The sequence below is a fragment of the Kitasatospora sp. NPDC056783 genome (genome assembly GCF_042789895.1).
Lineage (GTDB): Bacteria > Actinomycetota > Actinomycetes > Streptomycetales > Streptomycetaceae > Kitasatospora.
Genome location: NZ_JBHUAF010000041.1, coordinates 13,522 through 34,844 on the forward strand (window position 1 = coordinate 13,522; position 21,323 = coordinate 34,844).

Below are 21,323 nucleotides of genomic sequence, written 5' to 3' on the forward strand. Positions count from 1 at the left end.
GTCCAGGCTATGTCCACATAAGATCCCGGGCGCTACCGGAGGCGCGCCTCCGGGTCGAAGGTGGGAGGCATGTCCACCTTGTCCGACATCCGCCCCCTCGTCCGCTCCGCCGTCCGCCGCCCGCGGTACGACCTCGCCCAGCTCGGCCCCAACTGGTACGCCGCCGTGATGGGCACCGCGATCCTGGCGAACGGCGCCGCCGTCCTGCCGGTGCGGCTGCCCGGGCTTACCGGCTTCGGCGAGGTGATGTGGGCGCTCGGCCTGGCGGCCCTGCTCGTGCTGGCCGCGGCCCGGCTGGTCCACCTCACCCGGCACCGCGAGGCGGCCCGCGCCCAGCTGCTGGACAACCCGGCGACCGCGGTCTTCTACGGCTGCCCGCCGATGGCGCTGCTGGCGGTCGGGCTGGGCACCCTGCTGGTCGGCTCCCGGGTCATCGGCACCGGTCCGGCGGTCGCCCTGGACCTGGTGCTGTGGAGCCTCGGCACCCTCTACGCGCTGGTCGTGGCCGGCGGCATCCCGTACCTGATGATCACCCGGCACCCGGTCTCCGCCCTGGAGGCCAACCCGACCTGGCTGCTGCCGGTGGTCGCCCCGCTGGTCGCCTCCGCCTGCGGCCCGGCGCTCGTCCCGCACCTGCCGGCCGGGTCGGCGCGGACGGCCATGCTGTACGGCTGCTGGGCGCTGTTCGGAGTCGGCCTGCTGGCCACCCTGGTGCTGCTGCCGGTGGTGTTCACCGGCCTCTTCCACAGCAAGCTGCCCGCCCTGGCGCTCACCCCCTCGCTGTTCCTGGTGCTCGGCCCGCTCGGCCAGTCCGTCACCGCGATCCACCAGCTCGCCGACGCCGCCCGCCCGGTGCTGCCCGCGCTGGCACCCGTGATGACCGACCTCGCCGAGCTGTACGGCGTCGCGGTGATCGGCGTCGCGATGCTCTGGCTGGCCGTCGCGCTGACCGCCAACCTGCGCGCCCGGCGGGCCGGGATGCCGTTCGCGATGACCTGGTGGGCGTTCACCTTCCCGGTCGGCACCTGCGTCACCGGCGCCTCCGCGCTCGCCCGGCACACCGGCTTCGGGGGGTTCAGCGCCCTGGCGGTCGGGCTGTACCTGCTGCTGGCGCTCGCCTGGGTGCTCGCGGCCGGCGGCACCGCGGCGGGGCTGGCGCGGGGGCGGCTGCTGGCCCGCTGAGCCGCTTGGCCGCCGCGGCGGGCCGGGTCCCGCTCGCGGACCCGCGGTTCGGGACCGTGTCGAGGGTGCAGGAACGTGCACGACGGACATGACCGTGCACAGCCAACCGGCGGTAGTGCCGGGTGGCGCCGACACCCCCCGCCCGCCTCGGTCTTCACCGGAATCCGACCCACCGCTCGAAGCACCGCGCCCGCGCCCCGGTGCAGATAACTGCAATTGCGCGAACATGCACTCGGGCTGCACTTGTTCACCGGCCGCCCCGCTGTGAGGGTGGAGGCACGCCAAGTCGTCCGGGCACCGCAACCCGATGGTGACGACTAGCTCTTCGGACTGACCGCGGGCGCGACACGTCGCACCCGTGGAACGGGGGGGAAGAGCACCGGTTCGGGAGCCATGTGTGGTGATGGCCCCCGGACCGGACCCGTCGAGGCGTTGCTGCTCCGCCTCGACGGGAGCGTCCTGACCTGGCGTACGACAGCGGCCCCGGGCGACCCGGCGTGCGACGGCACCCGGGCCCGGGGCCCGCTGTCCAACCCGGTACCGTGACCGCCGAGCCCATGATCACGCCGTACCGGCACCGGCACCGTGAGCCCGCCCGGCCCACCGGCGCCACGGCCCGTGCGGAGGGGAGCACGGGTGGCACCAGCGGAGAGGCGTCCGGCAAGGGGAGTTCGACGTGACGGCGGAACCGGCGGTCACACCGCACCCGGAGGGGCCGGCGGGCGAGGAGCCCGACGAGGCCGCTCGTCGGCTCTACCTGGCCGTCATCGCCCAAGGCGGCCGGATCCCCACCGGCGAGGTCGCGGACGTCGACCAGGGCACACTCCAACAGCTCATCGACATCGGCCTGTTGATGGTCAACCCGATGGACCGCTGCTACACCGCGGTCAGCCCGCGCTCGGTCAGCGACCGCCTCGGCGCCGAACTGCGCAGCGAGGCCACCCGGCTGCTCGTCCGCGCGGAGAACCTCCCCGGCGCCCTGGACGGCCTCACCCGCGCCTACGACGCGATGCCCCGCCCGTCCGGCCGGACCGGCGGCGCCGTCCACGTGGAGGGGCACGTCCACATCCGCCAGCGGATCTCCCAACTGGTCTCCGACTGTCGCTCCGAGGTGCTCACCGCGCAGCCCGGCCACCGGCCCGCCGACACCCTCCAGGTCGCCCTCCTCCAGGACGTCCAACTGCTCCAGCGCGGCTGCTCGCTGCGCACCATCTACCAGCCGGTCGCCCTCGCCGACCCACCCGCCCTCGCCTACGCCGAGGAGGTCACCCGGCACGGCTCGCTGATCCGGGTGCTCGACGAGCCCTTCCAGCGGCTGATCGTCTTCGACCGGTCCGTCGCCGTGATCTCCGCCAGCGACGACAACGGCACCGCGGCCTTCATCACCGACCCGGCCACCATCACCTACGTGGTCGGCGCCTTCGAACGCGACTGGGCCCGCGCCGACACCACCGAAGCCGCCACACCCGGCCAGGGGCCCGCCCGCACCATCCCCGACCGGGTCGGCCGGCTGCTCGCCCGCGGGCTCACCCAGCGGGCCGTCGCCACCCGGCTGGGCCTGAGCGAACGCACGGTGGCCGGCCACATCTCCCGGCTGCGCGACCGCTACGGTGCGCAGACCCTGTTCCAACTCGGCTGGTTGATGCGAGGCGCCCGCGATGACCGATGAGCCCAGTCCGGCCGAGCGGGCCCTCTACCTCGCCGCAGTCCGCTCCGGCGGCCGGCTGGTCCCCGAGGACCTCACCGCCTCCGACCGCCCCGCCGTGGCGGCCCTCGTCGCCCGCGGCCTGCTCACCCCCACCGCCACCGGCTGGACCGCCGCCAACCCGCGCGTCCTCGGCGACCGCCTCGGCCTCGAACTGCGCACCCGCGCCCTGCGCCTGCTGCTGCACGCCGAGCGGCTCCCGAGAGTCCTCGGGCCGCTGACCCACGCCTACGACGCCACCCGACACCCGGGCGGCGGCGCTCCGGGCGCCAGGTCCGCCATCGGGCACGGTGCGACTCCGGCCGGCGGGCCCGGCCTGGGGCTCGGTGCCGTCCATCCCGGGCCCGGCAGCGTCGACGAGGCCGCCGACGCCCGCCGGCGGATCAGCGAACTCATCTCGGAGTGCCAGGAGGAGGTCCTGGCCGCCCAGCCCGGACCGCGCCCGCTCGAAGGCCTCCGGATGGCCCTTCCCCAGGACCTCTCGCTGCTCCGCCGCGGCTGCTCGATGCGCACCGTCTACCAGCCCGTCACACTGGCCGGCCCCGCCGTGCTGAGCCAGATCACCTTGCGCACCGAGCACGGCGCCCAGGTCCGGGTCCTCTCCGAACCGTACGAGCGGGTGCTGATCTTCGACCGCGCGGTGGCCGTCATCGCCGCCGACACGGACCGCGGCCGCGCCGCCTTCCTGACCGACCCCAGCACCGTCGCGTACCTGGTCGCCCAGTTCGAACGCGACTGGGCCCGCGCCACCCCGGCCGGCCGCTTCCTCGACCCGCCGCCGCCCACCACCGTCCGGATCGGCCGGCTGCTCGCCCGCGGGCTCACCCAGCGGGCCGTCGCCACCCGGCTGGGCCTGAGCGAACGCACGGTGGCCGCCCACATCTCCCGGCTGCGCGACCGCTACGGCGCGCAGACCCTCTTCCACCTCGGCTGGCAGCTCCGGGGCGAGCGCCATGACTGACACCCCCGCCACCCTGCTCTCCGCGGCCCTCCCGGACGCCGCGGCCCGCGCCCCGTACCCCGCCGTGCTGCGCGAGGGCGGCCGGGTGCGGACCTCCGAGCCGCACCGGCGGTACGCCGAAGGCGTCAACTCGACCGCGCCGGCGAATGGTTCGACCGGGCCGGCCGCTTGCGAGCAGATCGCCCGACCGCCCGCCCGGGGCCTCACCCGGCGGGCGATCGCGAGCCGTCCGGGCCTGGGCGAGCGCATGGTGGCCGCCCACATCTCCCGGCTGCGCGAATGGTACGAGGCCGAGACGCTGTTCCAGCTCGTCCGGCGGATGAGGGGGGCCCACGATGTCTGACCCGGTACTCGACCTACCCGACGCCGCCGCTCGGGAGCTCTACCGGGCGATCCTCAAGGACGGCGGCTGTCTGCGCGTCGGCGACGTCCGTGCCGAGGACGAGCCGACGGTCAGACAACTCACCGACCTGGGGCTCCTGGTGTTCCGGATCGCGGACGGCGCCTACAGCGCGGTGAACCCCCGGGCGGTGGGCGAGCGCCTCGGCGCGGACCTGCGGGAGGAGAGCGCCCGCCTGCTCGTGCGGGCCACCCTGGTGCCGGACCTCCTGGAGGACCTGGCCAAGGCCTACGACGCGGCCCCGCGCCGGCGTGAATCGACCGGAGGCGTACGGCGGGTGGCGGGGATGGTCGAGATCCGGCACCTGATCTTCCAGATCGCCAAGGACCATCCGCACGAGGCCCTGGCCGCCCAGCCCGGCGGGCCGCGCCCGCACGCCCACATGGCCGATTCGCTCGACGCGGCCCGCCGCTACGTCGAGGCGGGCGGGGTCATGCGCACCATCTTCGAACCGTCGGCCTGTTCGGACTCCCGGACGGTCGAGTACGCGAAGGACTCGACGCGGGTCGGCGCCCCGATCCGGCTGCTGGACGGCCCCTTCACCAAGACCCTGATCTTCGACCGGGCCATCGCGCTGATCCCGGCGGAGCCGGACCACACCGTCGCCGCCGTGGTGGAGGATCCCGCGATGATCACGTACCTGGTCGACGGCTTCGAGCGCCAGTGGGAGCGGGCGCAGATCGTGGACTGGGAGGCGCTGTCCGGCAGTTCGACCCCGTACGCGCCCCACGAGCAGGTGGGCCGACTGCTCGCCCGGGGTCTCACGCAGCGGGCGATCGCCGGCCGGATGGGGCTGAGCGAACGCACGGTGGCCGGTCACATCGCCCGGCTGCGTGAGGTGTACGACGCGGAGACGCTGTTCCAACTGGGCTGGCGGATGCGCGGATCCCGGACGGGGGAGCCCGGTGGGTAGCCGCTGCTCAGCCGGTGGCGGCGCCGGTCGGCCAGTAGCCGGGGACGGGGGGCTGCTGCCGGGGGACGTTGAACTGCTCGCCGGGGGCGGTCCAGAAGCCCTCGCGCAGGGAGAGCGCCATGCCGGCCCAGTCGAGCGCGGTCTCGACGGTGTGGTTGAGGGCCTCCTGCGACCAGGTGTCGTCGAAGACCAGCGGCAGGACGGGGGCGACCTGCTCGATGGTGGCGATCAGCGGGTTGTGGGTGATGGCCTCGTCGACCAGCAGGACGATCGGCTTGCGCAGGGCCGACGCCCAGCCGAGCTCCAGGCTCACGCCGGCCGAGAGCGGGGCTCCGACGTAGGCGAACACGAGGTCGGCGGACTGGAGGGCACGGAAGTCGGACGGAACGCGGGGCTCCGGCGCGCGGCCGGAGATGGTCCAGGCGTCGCTGTGGTGCGCGCTGTACACGGCGGCACCGCTGCGGAGCAGGGTGGTGCGGAGCGTCGTCAGCCGCGTCCGGCTGGCGAGGGTCACCACGCTGTCGGCCGGGCCGGTCAGCCGCATCAGCGGCGCGGCCAGGAACACACGTGCACGCCGACCCTCAGGGGCCTGGCTGTCGTGGTGACGCAGGTAGGGCTCGGTCATGTCGACTCCGGGGGAAGGCCGACCGGGTTGGGAAGTGGCGTCGGCAGGCGTTGAGATTGGTTGCTGCTTCAAGTAGTTCGGTGCCCTGATTTGTGGTGAAAATTGACAGTACAGCAACAGAATTGTCGAAAGCTGCTGGACTATCGAGGGCGAACTGATCGTCTATCAATGGCCGTGGGCGAGTCCAGGTTCCGGCCCTGGCATCTGGATGCCTGGCAGAGAGATGACGGCCGGGTGATGCGAGGGCGTGACACCGGAACTCTGCATGCGGCATCATGTGGACGCCAGTGCGATAGGCGCGATCCGCGAAACTTTGGAAAGGGGAAGGAAGTTGTCCCATATGCCCAAGCTTGTACGCAAGGTTGTCGTTCTGACCGCCGTTGTGGCTGCGGCTCTGGTCGGTGTCTCCACCGCCTCCGGGAGTGTCGAGTCGCAGTCCGGCGCGAAGCCGGAGACCGTGCAGGCCCTTCAGACCCTCACCGACGACCTCAACTGGGGCTGATCGCAGTCGGATGTGAATAGGCGGGAACTGCCGAGCGCTGTCGCGATCCAGCCCGAGCGGTCCCTCCTGCGCCGGAAATCCTATTTCGATCTCTGCTGGGAGGAGCGGCCCAGCATGTAGCCGAGCTGGAAGAGCGAGTCGACGTTGTACTCCTCCCTCATCTCGGCGATGTGCCGTGCGAGAGTGCGCTCGCTGATTCCCAGCCGTCGGGCGATGACCCGGTGATTGGTGCCTGAGAGCAGTAGGTCGATGATGGTCTGCCGCAGTCTGGGGATCACTTCCTGCGGGATCGTGGTGGCACCGTCGAATTCCAGCGCCCGGGTCCAGTGTCTCTCGAAGACCTCTTCGATGAGGAAATCGATGACGCCCGGGTCGTGGATGAAGGCGGCCAGCTCGTCGCCTCCGACAGGGATGATCGCGAGCCGCCTGTCGATGATGATGAGACGGGCGTAGGGCTCGTCCAAGGTGCGGAACTGGTAGCCCTCCCTGGTGAGCCTCGCGACGAATTCGCGGGTGGGCTGGTGGTACCGAGTGCTCGCGTTGTAGATGCTGCGCATCGTGGCGCCCTGGTGCAGGCTCCGGAGATCACGTTCCAGGCCCGCGGCGAGCAGCTCGGGGGGGCGTGGGCCGCCGGGTTGCATGGCGAGCCCCTCGGTAATCCTGGTCGCGGTGGACTGCTGAAGGCGCTGATTGATGTGCGCTTTGCCCCGCACATATTCGATCGGCCCGCCTTCCTGGCCCGGGCTGTGGAATTCGTCGGCCAGTTCGCCGAGTTCGGCGGGGAGTGAGATGGCGCGCGACAGCAGATCGAGTGCTTGGCGCTGCCAAGTGGAGCTCAGGTTGAAAGACAGCTGAGCCGGGTCTGCTGCTATCAGTAGACCAGGGGATTCGCCGTCGGGTATCAGCAGACCGAGGTCGATGAGTTCTCTGAGGGCGGCGTTCTCGCCCCACTTGGGATTCTCCATCTTGCCGCCGTTGTGAACGGCTTTGAGGTAGAGCGCCCGCGCATCCGAAGACAGCAATCGCGATCCGGCGGCCGCGGGCACCGGCTGTTCCCGCCCACTCATCTTCGGCTCCCTGCCATCACCGAGAAAATAGTGACCGGTGCAGTCGGCCGCACCGGTTCCCCGAGTTCGGTTGTGGTTGGTCTGCCGCCGCTGACCGCGCCACGCTTCGGTCCAGCACTCTCTCACACACCCACTGACCGCCGGCACCCCCCGGGAGGAGGGAGCCGGCGGCTCGGGGCGGGCTTCGCGGCCCTGGTCAGCGCTTGGGGCGCCAGACGACGAGGGCGCTCGACGGCGAGGTGGGCGGCTGGTACGGGACGAGGTCGCGGCGGTAGGAGGCGTGGACGGCGGCCTCGCGCTGCTGGAGGGCGCTGGCGGCGCCTTCCAGGGAGTCGACCAGTTCCGCGACGCGCGACTGGAGCGCGGTGACCTGGTTCTCCAGCTCGATGATCCGCTTGATTCCGGCCAAGTTGATGCCCTCGTCCTGGGAGAGCCGCTGGACCTCGCGCAGCTGCTGGATGTCGCGCGCCGAGTAGCGGCGGCCGCGGCCGGCGGTGCGGTCGGGGCAGACCAGGCCGAGCCGGTCGTACTGGCGCAGGGTCTGCGGGTGCAGCCCGGACAGCTCGGCGGCCACGGAGATGACGTACACCGGGGTGTCCTCGGTGAGGGCGTACGGCGGCGGGCCCGCGGCGGCCCGGCGGGTGCGGCGGGGGGCGGCGCCGGGCAGGCCCTCGCCGACTCCGGCGCCGATCGGGGTGTCGGGGTCGATCGGATTCATCGGGGACATCTGGTCGTCACGCTCCCTTCGCCGCCCGGAACAGGTCGGCTCGCGGATCGTCGGAGGCGGTGGCCTCGCGGTACTGCTCCAGGGCGTTCAGCGCGTCGCCGGTGACGTGCTGGGGCACCACGACCTCGACGGTGACGAGGAGGTCGCCGCGGGTGCCGTCCTTGCGGGTGGCGCCCTTGCCGCGGGCGCGCATGGTGAGGCCGTTGGCGCTGCCCGGGGGCAGCTTGAGCTTCACGGCCGGGCCGTTCAGCGTGGGCACCTCGATGGTGGCGCCGAGCGCCGCCTCGGGGAAGCTGACCGGGACGGTGACGGTGAGGTTGTCGCCCTTGCGCCCGAAGACCGGGTGCGGGTCGACGTGCACGGTGACGTAGAGGTCGCCGGGCTGCCCGCCGCGCTCGCCCTGGGCGCCCTTGCCCTTGAGCCGGATCCGCTGGTCGGCCTGGACGCCGGCCGGGATCCGGACCTGCATGGTGCGGGCCGAGCTGGCCCGGCCGCTGCCGTGGCAGTCGGGGCACGGGTCGTCGACGATCATGCCCCGGCCGCGGCAGTCCTTGCACGGCTCGGAGAGCGCGAAGGCGCCCTGGCCGCGGCTGACCGTGCCCGCGCCGACGCAGGTCGGACAGACCCTGGGGGTGGTGCCGGACTTGGCGCCGGTGCCGTTGCAGCCGCGGCAGGGGGCCTGGCTGGTCATCCGCAGCGGGACGGTCGCGCCGTCCACCGCCTCGTCGAAGGAGAGCGTCACCTCGGTCTCGACGTCGGCGCCGCGCCGGGGCTGGGCCTGCCGGGTGCCGCCGCGGTTGAACAGGCCGCCGAAGACGTCGCCGAGCCCGCCGCCGGCGGCGCCGCCGCCCTGGCTACCGCTGAAGAGGTCGCCGAAGTCGAAGCTGTAGCCGCCGGGTCCGCCGGGACCGCCACCGGCCCGGAAGCCGCCGTTGGCGAAGAGGGCGCGGGCCTCGTCGTACTCCTTGCGGCGCTTCTCGTCGGAGAGGACGTCGTACGCCTCGGAGATGTCCTTGAACCGCTCCTCGGCCTTGGCGTCACCCTTGTTGGCGTCGGGGTGGAACTCGCGCGCGAGCTTGCGGTAGGTCTTCTTGATCTCGGTGGCGGTGGCGTCCTTGGGCACGCCGAGGACCTTGTAGTAGTCCTTCTCGACAAAGTCCTTGCCACTCATGGCTTCCGCCACCTCCCGATGTCCATCGTCACAGAGCTGTCAACAGCCGCTGGGCGAACGGCCGCTGACAGCGCGCTGCGGAGCCGGCCGCCGTACTTGCCGGCGTACGACTCCGCAGCGCACTGGTCGTCAGCTGTCACTGGTTGTCAGCTGACACAGGGTGTCAGTTGTCCGAGCCACCGTCGGACTTGTCCGCGTCGGCGGACTTCGCCTCGGCGTCCGAGGACGCCTGGCTGCCGGGCTGGGGTTCGGCGACGGCCACCATCGCCGGGCGGATGATCCGCTCGCCGATGCGGTAGCCGGGCTGGAGGATCTGCACACAGGTGTTCTCGGTGACGTCCGAGGAGTAGCTGTGCATCAGCGCCTCGTGCATGGTCGGGTCGAAGGGCTCGCCCTCCTTGCCGAACTGCTGGAGGCCCAGCTTGGCGACGACCGTCTCCAGCGAGTCGGCGACGGACTTGAAGCCGCCCGTGACCTCGCCGTGCTCGCGGCCGCGGCCGATGTCGTCCAGGACCGGGATCAGCGACTCCAGGATGTTGGAGACGGCGATCTCGCGGACGGTCAGCCGGTCGCGCTCGACCCGCTTGCGGTAGTTCTGGTACTCGGCCTGGAGGCGCTGGAGGTCGCCCGTGCGCTCGGCGAGCTCGCGCTTGGCGGCGGCGAGATCCTCCGAACCGGACTCCCCGCCCGCGGCGGCCTCCTCCGCGGCCTTGATCACGGCCTCGTCCGCGGAGTCGTCGCCGGGCTTGCCGCCCTGCGGCTTGTCCGTCATGCCGCACCGCCCTTGGGCTTCTCGTCGTCGACGATCTCGGCGTCGACGACGTCGTCGTCCTTGGCCTGGGCGGAGTCACCGGCGGCGGCACCGGCAGGGGCGTCGGCGTTGGCGTACAGCGCCTGGCCGAGCTTCTGCGCGGTGGTGGAGACCTTCTCCGAGGCCTCGCGGATCTTCGCGATGTCCTCGCCCTTCAGGGCCTCCTTGAGCTCGCCGATGGCGGTCTCGACCTCGGTCTTGACGTCGCCCGGCAGCTTGTCGGCGTTGTCGGCGATGAACTTCTCGGTCGAGTAGACGAGCTGCTCGGCGGAGTTGCGGGTCTCCACGGCCTCGCGGCGCTTGTGGTCGTCCTCGGCGTACTGCTCGGCCTCGCGGCGCATGCGGTCGACCTCGTCCTTCGGCAGCGAGGAGCCGCCGGTGACGGTCATCTTCTGCTCCTTGCCGGTGCCGAGGTCCTTGGCACCGACGTGCATGATGCCGTTGGCGTCGATGTCGAAGGTGACCTCGATCTGCGGCAGGCCGCGCGGCGCCGGCGGCAGGCCGGTCAGCTCGAACATGCCGAGCTTCTTGTTGTACGCGGCGATCTCGCGCTCGCCCTGGTAGACCTGGATCTGCACGGACGGCTGGTTGTCCTCGGCCGTGGTGAAGATCTCGGAGCGCTTGGTCGGGATCGTGGTGTTGCGCTCGATCAGCTTGGTCATGATGCCGCCCTTGGTCTCGATGCCGAGGGACAGCGGGGTGACGTCGAGCAGCAGGACGTCCTTGACCTCGCCCTTGAGGACACCGGCCTGGAGCGCGGCGCCGATGGCGACGACCTCGTCCGGGTTGACGCCCTTGTTGGCGTCCTGGCCGCCGGTCAGCTCCTTGACGAGCTCGGCGACGGCCGGCATGCGGGTCGAGCCACCGACCAGGACGACGTGGTCGATCTCGGAGAGCGAGATGCCGGCGTCCTTGATCACGTTGTGGAACGGGACCTTGCAGCGCTCCAGCAGGTCCGCGGTCAGCTGCTGGAACTGGGCGCGGGTGAGCTTCTCGTCCAGGTGCAGCGGGCCCTCGGCGGAGGCCGTGATGTACGGCAGGTTGATCGAGGTCTCGGAGGACGAGGACAGCTCGATCTTGGCCTTCTCGGCGGCCTCGCGCAGACGCTGCAGGGCCATCTTGTCCTTGGACAGGTCGACGCCGTGGCCGCCCTGGAAGACCTTGACCAGGTGGTCGACGACGCGCTGGTCCCAGTCGTCGCCACCGAGGTGGTTGTCACCGTTGGTGGCCTTCACCTCGACGACCCCGTCGCCGATCTCCAGCAGGGAGACGTCGAAGGTGCCGCCGCCGAGGTCGAAGACCAGGATGGTCTGGTCGTCCTTGTCGAGGCCGTACGCGAGCGCGGCCGCGGTCGGCTCGTTGACGATGCGCAGGACGTTGAGGCCCGCGATCTCACCGGCCTCCTTGGTGGCCTGGCGCTCGGAGTCGTTGAAGTACGCCGGGACGGTGATGACGGCGTCGGTGACGGTCTCGCCCAGGTACGCCTCGGCGTCCCGCTTCAGCTTCTGCAGCACGAAGGCCGAGATCTGCTGGGGGTTGAAGTCCTTGCCGTCGATGTTGATCTTCCACCCGGTGCCCATGTGGCGCTTGACCGAGCGGATGGTGCGGTCGACGTTGGTGACCGCCTGGCGCTTGGCCACCTCGCCGACCAGGACCTCACCGTTCTTCGCGAAGGCGACGACGGACGGCGTGGTCCGCGCACCCTCGGCGTTCGTGATGACGGTGGGCTCGCCACCCTCCAGAACGCTGACGACCGAGTTCGTCGTACCGAGGTCGATGCCGACCGCGCGTGCCATCGTAGATACCTCCACGGAAGAGTTGAGCTTTACAGGCTCAAGGATGCATGACTCGGCGCGCGGCGTCAACAGGTGTGAGTGCCAGGCGCTCAACTTTGCTGAGCGCGGCCCGGGTGTGACGCCGGTGCGGCCGCGGCGCGACCCCCGGTGCGTGCGCTCACGTGACTGCCGCCATAGCTTGGGAATCTTCTGGAGAACCGTCGTCCACCGGTAATGTCCGGGCCGTCGGCCCGGCAAGTTACCGACCAGTACACTCAGTTCCCTGAAACCGTAGAACCGCAGAGCCTGCTCAACCGCAAAGCCGCAGGAGACGGAGAGCCGATGCAGCTAGCAGCGATCGTCATCTCGCTGGTCACATTCGTGATCGGCACCGCGCTCGCCGCCCGTGCGGCGTTGTACATCTACAAGGTGGTCCGCACCGGTGCGGACGACACCACCCGCTTCGGGCAGCCCGCCCAGCGGGTGAAGACCGTCGCCACCGAGTTCTTCGGCCACACCAGGATGAACCGCTGGGGGATCGTCGGCGTCGCCCACTGGTTCGTCGCGGTCGGCTTCTTCAGCCTGGTGCTGACCCTGGTCAACGCGTTCGGCCAGCTCTTCGACGCCGACTTCACGCTGCCGGTCATCGGCCGATGGACGGTCTGGCAGCTCTTCGTCGAGCTGATCGGCACCCTCACCACGCTGGGCATCCTCGTCCTGATGGTGATCCGGCTGATGAGCCTGCCGTCCCGGTCCGGCCGCAAGTCCCGGTTCGCCGGCTCGATCGCCTGGCAGGCCTTCTACGTCGAGTACACGATCCTCGGCATCGGCCTGTGCATCCTGATGCTGCGCGGCCTCGAAGGCGCCCTGGAGAACGTCGACTCGTACGGGCCGGAGCACCTGGTCTCCTACCCGCTGGTCTCCGCGTTCGGCGGCGTGGCGCACGGCACGCTGGAGAACCTGATCTACCTGTTCGCGATGCTGAAGATCTGCATCTCGTTCGCGTGGGCGATCACCATCGGCCTCAACCCCTCGATGGGCGTGGCCTGGCACCGCTTCCTCGGCTTCTTCAACATCTACTTCAAGCGCGAGGAGGACGGCGGTACCGCGCTCGGCGCCCTCCGTCCGATGACCAGCGGCGGTCAGCCGATCGACTTCGAGGACCCGGCCGAGGACGCCGTCTTCGGCGTCTCCCAGGTCGAGCACTTCTCCTGGAAGGGCATCCTCGACTTCTCCACCTGCACCGAGTGCGGCCGCTGCCAGTCGCAGTGCCCGGCCTGGAACACCGGCAAGCCGCTCTCGCCGAAGCTGCTGATCATGAGCCTGCGCGAGCACGCCTACGGCAAGGCGCCGTACCTGCTGGCCGGCGGCGGCAAGGACATGGAAGGCGAGGAGCGGGCCACCGCCGAGCAGCTCGAGGATGTCCCGGCGGCCGCCCTGGCCGAGGCCGAGCGCCCGCTGATCGGCACCGCGGAAGAGAACGGCGTCATCGACCCGGACGTGCTGTGGTCCTGCACCACCTGCGGCGCCTGTGTCGAGCAGTGCCCGGTGGACATCGAGCACGTCGACCACATCGTCGACATGCGCCGCTACCAGGTGATGATCGAGAGCAACTTCCCGACCGAGGCCGGGACGATGCTCAAGAACCTGGAGAACAAGGGCAACCCGTGGGGCCTGGCCACCAAGGCGCGCCTGGACTGGGTCAAGGAGCTCAAGAAGGAGACCGGCATCGTGGTGCCGGTGATCGGCGAGGACATCGACCCCGCCGAGGTCGAGTACCTCTACTGGGTCGGCTGCGCCGGCGCCCTGGAGGACCGGGCCAAGAAGACCACCAAGGCCTTCGCCGAACTGCTGCACACCGCGGGCGTGAAGTTCGCGATCCTCGGCAAGGAGGAGACCTGCACCGGCGACTCCCCGCGCCGCCTGGGCAACGAGTTCCTCTTCCAGATGCTCGGCGCGCAGAACGTGGAGACGCTGAACGCCGCGCTGGAGGACGCCCCGGTCAAGCGGATCGTGGCCACCTGCCCGCACTGCTTCAACACCATCGCCAACGAGTACCCGCAGCTGGGCGGCCACTTCGAGGTCATCCACCACACCCAGCTGCTGCAGCACCTGATCGACGAGGGCAAGCTCGTCCCGGTCAACCCGGTCGAGGGCCTGATCACCTACCACGACCCCTGCTACCTGGGCCGCCACAACAAGGTCTACAGCCCGCCGCGCGAGATCATGGACAAGGTCCCCGGTCTGCGCCAGCAGGAGATGCACCGGCACAAGGAGCGCGGCTTCTGCTGCGGCGCCGGCGGTGCCCGGATGTGGATGGAGGAGCGCATCGGCAAGCGGATCAACACCGAGCGCGTGGACGAGGCGCTGTCGCTGAACCCGGACATCGTCTCCACCGCCTGCCCGTTCTGCCTGGTGATGCTCTCCGACTCGGTCAACGGCAAGAAGAACGAGGGCGCGGCCAAGGAGCACCTGAAGGTGGTCGACGTGGCCCAGCTGCTGCTCGACTCGGTGAAGGCGACCCCGCCGGCCGATACCGAGGAGCCCGCGACGGTGGACGCGTAGCGACCGCTGTTCGACAGTTCTGCTACAACTGCCCGGCCCGGTGGACGCCGTCAACGCGCCCCCCGGGCCGGGCCTTTGAGGGCCCGCGCGGCCCGCGTCGGCGCGGCGGACGGACGCCTGCCTGCGGCAATCGCACAGGTGCCGGACGGGCATTCGGTCGGAAGCAAATACAGTAGGCCCGGACCGGTCCCGCGCCGGTCCGCCCGCTCCGGACGGAAGCCCCGGACGGGTGGCGACCCGGCCGGGCGGCCGGGTCCAGACCGACGACGGAGGTATCGGCCCGCCGGGCCGGGCCGCAGAGACCACAAGGGGAACAGCGCAGACCATGACCGAGGCGATCATGCTGGTCGGTGGTAAGGGCACGCGACTGCGTCCGCTGACCACCCACACCCCCAAGCCGATGCTGCCGGTGGCAGGCGTCCCGTTCATCGCACACCAGCTGGCCCGCGCGGCCGCGGCCGGCGTCACCCGCGTGGTGCTGGCCACCTCCTACCTGGCCGAGGTGTTCGAGGACCACTTCCAGGACGGCACCCCGTACGGCATCGAGCTCGTCTACCTGACCGAGCGCGAGCCGCTGGGCACCGGCGGGGCCATCCGCAACGCCGCCTCCGGTCTGACCTGCGGCCCGGACGAGCCGGTCCTGGTCTTCAACGGCGACATCCTCTCCGGCGTCGACATCGCCGCCCTTCGCGACGGCCACGTGGCCGCCGGGGCCGACGTCACGCTGCACCTGACCCGGGTCGAGGACCCGCGCGCCTTCGGCCTCGTCCCGACCGACGCGGACGGCCGGGTGCTGGAGTTCCTGGAGAAGCCGGAGACCCCGGAGCAGATCGTCACCGACCAGATCAACGCCGGCTGCTACGTCTTCACCCGGTCCGTGATCGACCGGATCCCGGCCGGCCGCGAGGTGTCCGTCGAGCGCGAGACCTTCCCCGAACTGCTGGCCACCGGCGCGTTGCTGCGCGGCGTCGTCGACACCTCGTACTGGCTGGACCTGGGCACCCCGGCGGCCTTCGTCCGCGGCTCGGCCGACCTGGTGCTCGGCAAGGTCGACTCCCCGGCCGTCCCCGGCCCGACCGGCGACGCCCTGCTGCTGCCCGGTGCCACCGTCCACCCGGGCGCGGTGCTCAGCGGCGGCACCGTGGTCGCCGAGGACGCGGTGGTCGAGGCCGGCGCGATCGTCGAGGGCAGCGTGATCCTGCCGGGCGCGGTGATCGGCCCGGACACCCTGGTCAAGGACTCGATCGTGGGCGCCTTCGCCACCGTCGGCGCCCGCTCGGCGCTGGACGGCGCGGTGATCGGCGACGGCGCGATCGTGGAGTCGGACAACGAGCTGCCGAACGGCATCCGGATCGCCTGCGGCACCCTGCTGCCGGTCGGCGCCGTCCGCACCTCGGCCGGCCCGGGCGGCTGCCCGGCCGGCACCAGCGCGGCCGCGGCGGTGCACGGGCCGTCGGTCAGCGCGCAGCGGTAGCGGCCTTTTCGGACCCGTTCGTCTCAGCCTCGCTGCAAACCGGCCCCGGCTTCGTCCGGGGCCGACGCGCGCCCGGTCGGGCGGGTACCTTCGGACCGTGGCTGGTAATCGATACGACAGCGGTCAGGGCGCCGACCGCCCGCACGGCAGGTGGTCGGCCCCTCCTCCGCCGCCGGGGGCCTCCGGGGGACACGGGGGGACGGACGGGCCCGAGTACTTCACGACCTCGCACCCGAGCGTGCCGGGCGGGCCGGGCGGGCCCGGTGGTGCACCCGGGGGCGTGCCCCACGGGCCGGGGCACCCGGCGGGCGGCGGGTACGACCCGTACGCGGCGGACCGGCCCGGCAGCACCCGGGCCTTCCCGGTCGGCGACCCGTACGCGGGGGAGCAGGGCTACCACGACGGCGGCCACGGGCAGCAGCCGCCGTACGGGCCCGGACAGGGCTACGGTCCGGACCAGGGCTACGACCAGGGCTACGACCAGCAGCCGTACCGGCAGGGGTACGACCGGCCGTACGACCCGTCGTACGAGCAGGAGCAGGCGTACGGCCAGGACAACGTCGCCGTCTACCGGGCGGGCGGCCAGTCCGCCCCGCACGTCGCCGGGCCCCGCCCGCACTGGCGCGAGCTGTTCCTCGGCCTGCTCCGCGGCCCGACCGCGATCTTCGACCGCACCCGCGACCACCAGGTCTGGCTGCCCGCCCTCACCGTCTCGCTGGTGTACGGCGCGCTCGCGGTGCTCGGCATAGGGCTGACCCACGACGACATCGTCAATTCGACCTTCACCGTGGCGCTGACCGGCATCCTCGCCGCCGCCATCGGCTTCACCGTGACCGGCGCGATCTTCGGCACGGTCACCTACGCGCTGGCCCGCCAGCTGGGCGGCGACGGCCCGTGGAAGGCGACCATCGGCCTGGCGGCGCTGATCGGCTGGCTGACCGACGCGCCCCGGCTGCTGCTCGACCTGGTGCTGCCCTCCGGCAGCCCCGTCGTCCAGGTCGTCGGCTGGGCCACCTGGATGCTCTGCGCGTACCTGCTGACCAGCATGGTCCGGCGGCTGCACGACCTGCCCTGGGGCAAGGCCGCCGCCGCCTCGGCGGTGCAACTGGTCGCGCTGCTGGTGCTGATCAAACTGCCGACGCTGGGCTGAGGGGCCGGACGGGCGGAGGGCAGAATGGGGGCGGGCCGCGGCCGAGAGCCGCACCCGCCCCACCCTCGTCGTCCCACCTTCACCGGAGCCAGGCATGCCCCTCCCCACCACCCACGTCAGCTTCCCGGCCGGGGCGGTGACCGGCGAGTCCCCGGTGCTCGCGGTGCACCCGCTGGCCGACGGCCGGTACGCCGTCGTCACCGAGGCGACCCCGTTCCACCCGCTCGACCACACCTGGCCCGACCAGCCCGCCGACCTCGGCACCCTGACCGTGGACGGCACCGAGCTGGCCGTGGTCGACTGCCTGACCGGCGCCGTCGGCCCGGAGGGCGGGGAGCCGCTGGCCGGCGCCGACATCCCGGTCCGCCGCGGTGACGAGGAGTGGTCCTGGCTGGTCCTGCACGTCCTCGGCACCGACCCCGGTGACATCGTCGGCCGTACCGCCGCGCTCGCCGTCGACCCCGAGCGCCGGGGCGCCCTCAGCGCCTCGCACAGCGGCTGCCACCTGCTCGCCCTCGCCCTGAACGCCGCGCTCGCCCCGCGCTGGCGCAAGGACCCGGGCCGCTCGGACGCCTTCGGCAACCCGGACTTCGACAGCCTCGCGATGGCGAGCTCGGTGATGGACACGGCGGCCAGCACGGACACCTACCGGCTCGGCAAGTCGCTGAAGAAGAAGGGCTTCACGGCGGACGCCACCGAGGAGTTCCCGGCCCTCGCCGACGCCCTGCCCGCCCTCACCGAGGCCGTCAACGCCCGGCTCGCCGCCTGGGTCGCCGCCGACGCCCCGGTCCGCATCGAGGTGCCCGGCCCCGAGCTCACCGCCCGCCGCCAGTGGCACTGCGAGCTGCCCGAGGGCGGCGCGCAGATCTTCTGCGGCGGCACCCACCTGCACCACCTCGGTGAGCTGGCCGAGCTGCGCACCGAGCTGCGGCTCTCCGAGGACGGCACCGAGCTGGTCGCCGTCACCAGCCCCAAGCGGGCCTGAACAACGCCGTGGGCGGCCACCCCATCCGTTCCCGGAAGGGGTCGGCCGCCCGTCGTGCGTGCGCTCCGGAGGTCCGCGTCAGACCTTCGTCTGGTGGAAGTTGAGGTACGAGCGGGACGGCGTCGGGCCGCGCTGGCCCTGGTAGCGCGAGCCGTAGCGCGCCGAGCCGTACGGGTGCTCCGAGGGCGAGGAGAGCCGGAACAGGCACAGCTGCCCGATCTTCATGCCCGGGTACAGCTTGATCGGCAGCGTCGCGACGTTCGACAGCTCCAGGGTCACGTGACCGCTGAAGCCGGGGTCGATGAAGCCGGCCGTGGAGTGGGTGAGCAGGCCCAGCCGGCCCAGGCTCGACTTGCCCTCCAGCCGGGACGCGACGTCGTCCGGCAGCGTGATGACCTCGTACGTCGAGGCCAGCACGAACTCGCCGGGGTGCAGGATGAACGCCTCGTCGCCGTCCGGCTCGACCAGCCGGGTCAGGTCCGGCTGCTCCTCGGAGGGGTCGATGTGCGGGTACTTGTGGTTCTCGAACACGCGGAAGAAGCGGTCGAGGCGCACGTCGATACTCGACGGCTGGATCATCGCCGGGTCGAACGGGTCGATGGTGACCCGGCCCCGGTCGATTTCGGTACGGATGTCCTTGTCAGAGAGCAGCACGCTTCGAGGTTACGTGCAAGAAAGGGCCCCGGACGAATCAGCCCGGGGCCCGCCTGCCCATCCGTCCGCCGTCAGGCCAGGAACTCCGCGGCCTCCAGCCGCATCGCCCGCGCCAGTTGCGGCTCCGACAGCTCCCGCATGTCGGCCAGCACCGAACTCCGCAGCCGTCCACACTGCGGACAGCGGATCAGCCTCCCGGGCCCGAGCCGGCCCGGACCGAGGTTCTGCATCGGAAACGTGGTGGTGCTGAACAGGTGCCCCTCGGCACAACGAACGACGGCGCGCTGCTCCATCGATCCCCTTCCCATCCCTAACCCAGTACTCACCCGTACTCGCGTCCCCGGCGGCCGAGCCCCAGGACAGCGTCACATTAGGGGATGTTCCGGACATTCCTCACCATGGCTCGCCGCCCTGGCCCCCACCCGCCGGGGCACTCGCACGCGGCCCAAACAGTACGCCCCCACACCCGCCCCACCCGGCTCCGCCACGTCCGCCGGCCCCCTGTGCAACGACCGTCGCGAATGGGGTACAGTGACACTGGATCGAGCGGTCTCTGACGGCTCATCAGGCGGGCGTAGTTTAATGGTAGAACATGAGCTTCCCAAGCTTAGAGCGCGAGTTCGATTCTCGTCGCCCGCTCCGCTGCCGAAAGCCGCAGGTCATCTGACCTGCGGCTTTCGTGTTGTCTGGACCAATCCGCCCCCGCCGTGCCAGATCCGTGCCAGAAGGTCGATCGGTACGGTGCGCGGGCGGCGAGTGTCGGCTCGCTGGCCGGGCTTCCAGGGGTGTGAGTGGCGATCGGCGACGCCAAGGGCTCCGGTGGGGTGGGCTGGGATCTCGGGCGGAGAGTCGGTGGCCCTGGGGGTGCCGGCGACGGTCGTGGTGGCTCGGCTGGTGGCTCGACATAGCCGAGGGTGCTCGGCGGCCGCAGTGGTCGAGTGTTCTGAACGGCGCCCCGGGGCGGGGTCGGGATGCCGGGCGAAGTGCTCCGGCTTGCGTCAGGCGGGCTGGGGTCGGAGCGATACCCCTCGAAGCTGCCAGTCGTTTCGGATCTCGTGGTCCGTCCTGCCCCTGAACTGCGGCATTGCGAAAGCCGCTGGAAATCGCGCTTTCGCGGGGCCTGTAGCTTCCGCGGATAGAAGCCTGGCAAGGAAAACTCATCCGCAGTTGCCCTTTGGGCTGGCTCTACTTTGCCGCAGTTTGAGATTTTCCAGCTGCGGTGGAGTCGAACGGATGGTTCATCAACCGCAGTTGACTATATGGCGAGCTGTCAGCTAGCGTCCTGCGAAACGACGAGACGTCAGAGGGGCGCTCGCGTAGGGGAGGGAACCCATGTCCATCACCACGTTCACGAAGCCGGTCACCACCGGCTTCCCCATCCAGCTCTCGATCGTCCGCGAGGGCGTCATGGTGAACGCCGTCATCGATGGCGAGAACCTGCTCTACCTCGTCAATGACCCGGCGAAGGTGGAGGAGGACGCCAAGCGTGCAGTGAAGGCCGGCTATGAGATCGACCCTTACGCCCGCTTGCGCGCCGAGGTGCAGCGGCCCATAGGTACGGCAGGCAGCAAGAAGGCCAAGAACGTCGGCGAGTACGCGGACTACATTGCAGCCGGCTTGCGGGGGGACTTCGACAGTGCGTGGTCGGTGCCGCAGATCACCCTCTGGTCCCCGCGCCCGCTGAGCCGGGACGAGAACGGTACGTGGCACCTGCCGATCCGTGACGGCCTCATCGCCCTCGACGCCGAGACCCAGGTCACGGCGCTGCATCGGATCAAGAAGAACCCGGCGGCGTACGACCTGGAGGACTTCGACTTCGGGGAGCTGAAGCTCTCCATCGAGATCTTCCACGGCATCAGCGTCATGGCCGCCCGGCAGATCTTCCACGACCGCAACCTCAAGGGTGTCCCGGTCGACAAGTCCCTGGCCATGTCCATGGACGGCCGCGACTTCGGCACCACGGTCACGCGCAAGCTGATGGAGTCGTTGACCGTGCCGTTCGGTGAGGGCACGGCTCCGCTGTCCAGCCTGATCCTCACCGGCAAGCGCCAGGTGTCGGACAAGGCCGCGGAGTGGATGACGATGTCTGTCCTGAGGACGCTCATTTCCACGGCCATGCTCGGCAAGGCCGGCATCCATGCCGCCTCGACCGGCATCGAGTACGAGGACATCCCCACCGGCAGCAACAACAGCCGCCCCGACCAGGCTGTCGTCCAGCGTGAGCTCATGGAGACGGTCGGCGACTTCCTGCAGCAGAACGCTGAGCTGTTCCACGCCAAGACCGCCATCACCGCTCCCGCCGTCGTGGCCGGCCTCGGTGCGACCATGAACCGCACCATGTCTTGGTCCACCGACCCGATGCCCGAGGGAGTCACCCTGGATGCCCTTCTGGAGGACGTCCAGTGGGAGCGCGAGGCGAAGTACTGGAGCGGCATCGCCGCCAAGCTGACGCACACGGGCAAGGTCAGCTGGGCCGGTGGTGCCCGCGACTCCGGCCACAAGGTCTATGACGCGCTGAACAACCCGGACGGCGACACCGGCATGCAGATCCGCGGTCGTTTCTAGTGCCGCATCAGACAACGTTCGCCCTCTTGTGACCAGGCGCCCGGGTGCTGCGGCTGGCGGCTCCGGGCGGTCAGAATGATCACGTGGCTGA

General features: G+C 71.0%; 18 protein-coding genes, 1 tRNA gene and 1 pseudogene. 12 read left to right on the top strand and 8 right to left on the bottom strand.

The window, feature by feature from the left end:
* The first annotated feature begins 69 nt into the window (after positions 1–69).
* The 5 genes from ACFRMQ_RS09380 to ACFRMQ_RS09400 all read left to right on the top strand — a co-directional run bounded on the left by ACFRMQ_RS09380 (position 70) and on the right by ACFRMQ_RS09400 (position 5,161).
* Complete coding sequence (locus tag ACFRMQ_RS09380) at positions 70–1,182, top strand: TDT family transporter (RefSeq protein WP_380728652.1); 1,113 nt, start codon at positions 70–72, stop codon at positions 1,180–1,182.
* Positions 1,183–1,858: 676 nt separating this feature from the next.
* On the top strand, positions 1,859–2,851 hold the full coding sequence (locus tag ACFRMQ_RS09385) for a LuxR family transcriptional regulator (protein ID WP_380728654.1): 993 nt from the start codon (positions 1,859–1,861) through the stop codon (positions 2,849–2,851).
* A complete protein-coding gene (locus tag ACFRMQ_RS09390) occupies positions 2,841–3,848 on the top strand; it encodes a LuxR C-terminal-related transcriptional regulator (protein WP_380728656.1) in 1,008 nt (335 codons plus the stop codon). Before ACFRMQ_RS09385 ends, ACFRMQ_RS09390 begins: the two co-directional genes overlap by 11 nt.
* A complete protein-coding gene (locus tag ACFRMQ_RS09395; protein WP_380728658.1) occupies positions 3,841–4,191 on the top strand; it encodes a hypothetical protein in 351 nt (116 codons plus the stop codon). The genes ACFRMQ_RS09390 and ACFRMQ_RS09395 overlap by 8 nt, the downstream gene beginning before the upstream one ends.
* Positions 4,184–5,161 (top strand): LuxR family transcriptional regulator, encoded by a 978-nt coding sequence (locus ACFRMQ_RS09400; protein ID WP_380728660.1) that lies wholly within the window; start codon positions 4,184–4,186, stop codon positions 5,159–5,161. The genes ACFRMQ_RS09395 and ACFRMQ_RS09400 overlap by 8 nt, the downstream gene beginning before the upstream one ends.
* A gap of 7 nt (positions 5,162–5,168) precedes the next feature.
* Here ACFRMQ_RS09400 and ACFRMQ_RS09405 read toward each other — a convergent pair whose 3' ends face one another.
* The gene (locus ACFRMQ_RS09405; RefSeq protein WP_051709310.1) at positions 5,169–5,786 is read right to left on the bottom strand and encodes a hypothetical protein; all 618 of its coding nucleotides are present in this window, start codon (positions 5,784–5,786) and stop codon (positions 5,169–5,171) included.
* A 340-nt stretch (positions 5,787–6,126) separates the two neighbouring features.
* Here ACFRMQ_RS09405 and ACFRMQ_RS09410 point away from each other — a divergent pair, with 340 nt between their 5' ends.
* The gene (locus ACFRMQ_RS09410) at positions 6,127–6,288 is read left to right on the top strand and encodes a hypothetical protein (RefSeq protein ID WP_380728662.1); all 162 of its coding nucleotides are present in this window, start codon (positions 6,127–6,129) and stop codon (positions 6,286–6,288) included.
* Positions 6,289–6,368: 80 nt separating this feature from the next.
* On the opposite strand, the gene ACFRMQ_RS09415 is transcribed toward ACFRMQ_RS09410, so the two are convergent.
* The 5 genes from ACFRMQ_RS09415 to dnaK all read right to left on the bottom strand — a co-directional run bounded on the left by ACFRMQ_RS09415 (position 6,369) and on the right by dnaK (position 11,860).
* Positions 6,369–7,355 carry a hypothetical protein gene (locus ACFRMQ_RS09415; protein WP_380728664.1) on the bottom strand — a complete coding sequence of 329 codons (987 nt, stop codon included), beginning with the start codon at positions 7,353–7,355 and terminating at the stop codon, positions 6,369–6,371.
* 196 nt (positions 7,356–7,551) lie between these two features.
* Positions 7,552–8,082 (bottom strand): heat shock protein transcriptional repressor HspR, encoded by a 531-nt coding sequence (locus ACFRMQ_RS09420; RefSeq protein WP_380728666.1) that lies wholly within the window; start codon positions 8,080–8,082, stop codon positions 7,552–7,554.
* Between the two features lie 7 nt (positions 8,083–8,089).
* The gene (gene dnaJ / locus ACFRMQ_RS09425; protein ID WP_380728668.1) at positions 8,090–9,253 is read right to left on the bottom strand and encodes a molecular chaperone DnaJ; all 1,164 of its coding nucleotides are present in this window, start codon (positions 9,251–9,253) and stop codon (positions 8,090–8,092) included.
* A 163-nt stretch (positions 9,254–9,416) separates the two neighbouring features.
* A complete protein-coding gene (grpE, locus tag ACFRMQ_RS09430; RefSeq protein ID WP_380728670.1) occupies positions 9,417–10,025 on the bottom strand; it encodes a nucleotide exchange factor GrpE in 609 nt (202 codons plus the stop codon).
* Positions 10,022–11,860 carry a molecular chaperone DnaK gene (gene dnaK / locus ACFRMQ_RS09435; protein WP_380700452.1) on the bottom strand — a complete coding sequence of 613 codons (1,839 nt, stop codon included), beginning with the start codon at positions 11,858–11,860 and terminating at the stop codon, positions 10,022–10,024. Before dnaK ends, grpE begins: the two co-directional genes overlap by 4 nt.
* 321 nt (positions 11,861–12,181) lie before the next feature.
* Between dnaK and ACFRMQ_RS09440 the strand changes: the two genes are divergently transcribed.
* From ACFRMQ_RS09440 to ACFRMQ_RS09455, 4 genes and pseudogenes are all read left to right on the top strand, one after another.
* A complete protein-coding gene (locus ACFRMQ_RS09440; RefSeq protein WP_380728672.1) occupies positions 12,182–14,404 on the top strand; it encodes a heterodisulfide reductase-related iron-sulfur binding cluster in 2,223 nt (740 codons plus the stop codon).
* Positions 14,405–14,729: 325 nt separating this feature from the next.
* Positions 14,730–15,803, top strand: a pseudogene (locus tag ACFRMQ_RS09445) (sugar phosphate nucleotidyltransferase); the annotation flags it as partial.
* Positions 15,804–16,158: 355 nt separating this feature from the next.
* Entirely contained in the window at positions 16,159–17,028 is an 870-nt protein-coding gene (locus ACFRMQ_RS09450) for a Yip1 family protein (RefSeq protein WP_380728674.1), read from the top strand.
* 94 nt (positions 17,029–17,122) lie between these two features.
* Entirely contained in the window at positions 17,123–18,013 is an 891-nt protein-coding gene (locus ACFRMQ_RS09455) for a metal-dependent hydrolase (protein ID WP_380728676.1), read from the top strand.
* A gap of 78 nt (positions 18,014–18,091) precedes the next feature.
* Here ACFRMQ_RS09455 and dcd read toward each other — a convergent pair whose 3' ends face one another.
* Complete coding sequence (dcd, locus tag ACFRMQ_RS09460; protein WP_380728678.1) at positions 18,092–18,667, bottom strand: dCTP deaminase; 576 nt, start codon at positions 18,665–18,667, stop codon at positions 18,092–18,094.
* Positions 18,668–18,738: 71 nt separating this feature from the next.
* On the bottom strand, positions 18,739–18,960 hold the full coding sequence (locus ACFRMQ_RS09465; RefSeq protein ID WP_316522453.1) for a hypothetical protein: 222 nt from the start codon (positions 18,958–18,960) through the stop codon (positions 18,739–18,741).
* Positions 18,961–19,235: 275 nt separating this feature from the next.
* Between ACFRMQ_RS09465 and ACFRMQ_RS09470 the strand changes: the two genes are divergently transcribed.
* Together ACFRMQ_RS09470 and ACFRMQ_RS09475 are read left to right on the top strand one after the other, a co-directional pair.
* Positions 19,236–19,306 (top strand) — tRNA-Gly (locus tag ACFRMQ_RS09470).
* A gap of 693 nt (positions 19,307–19,999) precedes the next feature.
* Positions 20,000–21,232 (top strand): DNA sulfur modification protein DndB, encoded by a 1,233-nt coding sequence (locus ACFRMQ_RS09475; protein WP_380728680.1) that lies wholly within the window; start codon positions 20,000–20,002, stop codon positions 21,230–21,232.
* Positions 21,233–21,323 lie beyond the last annotated feature (91 nt).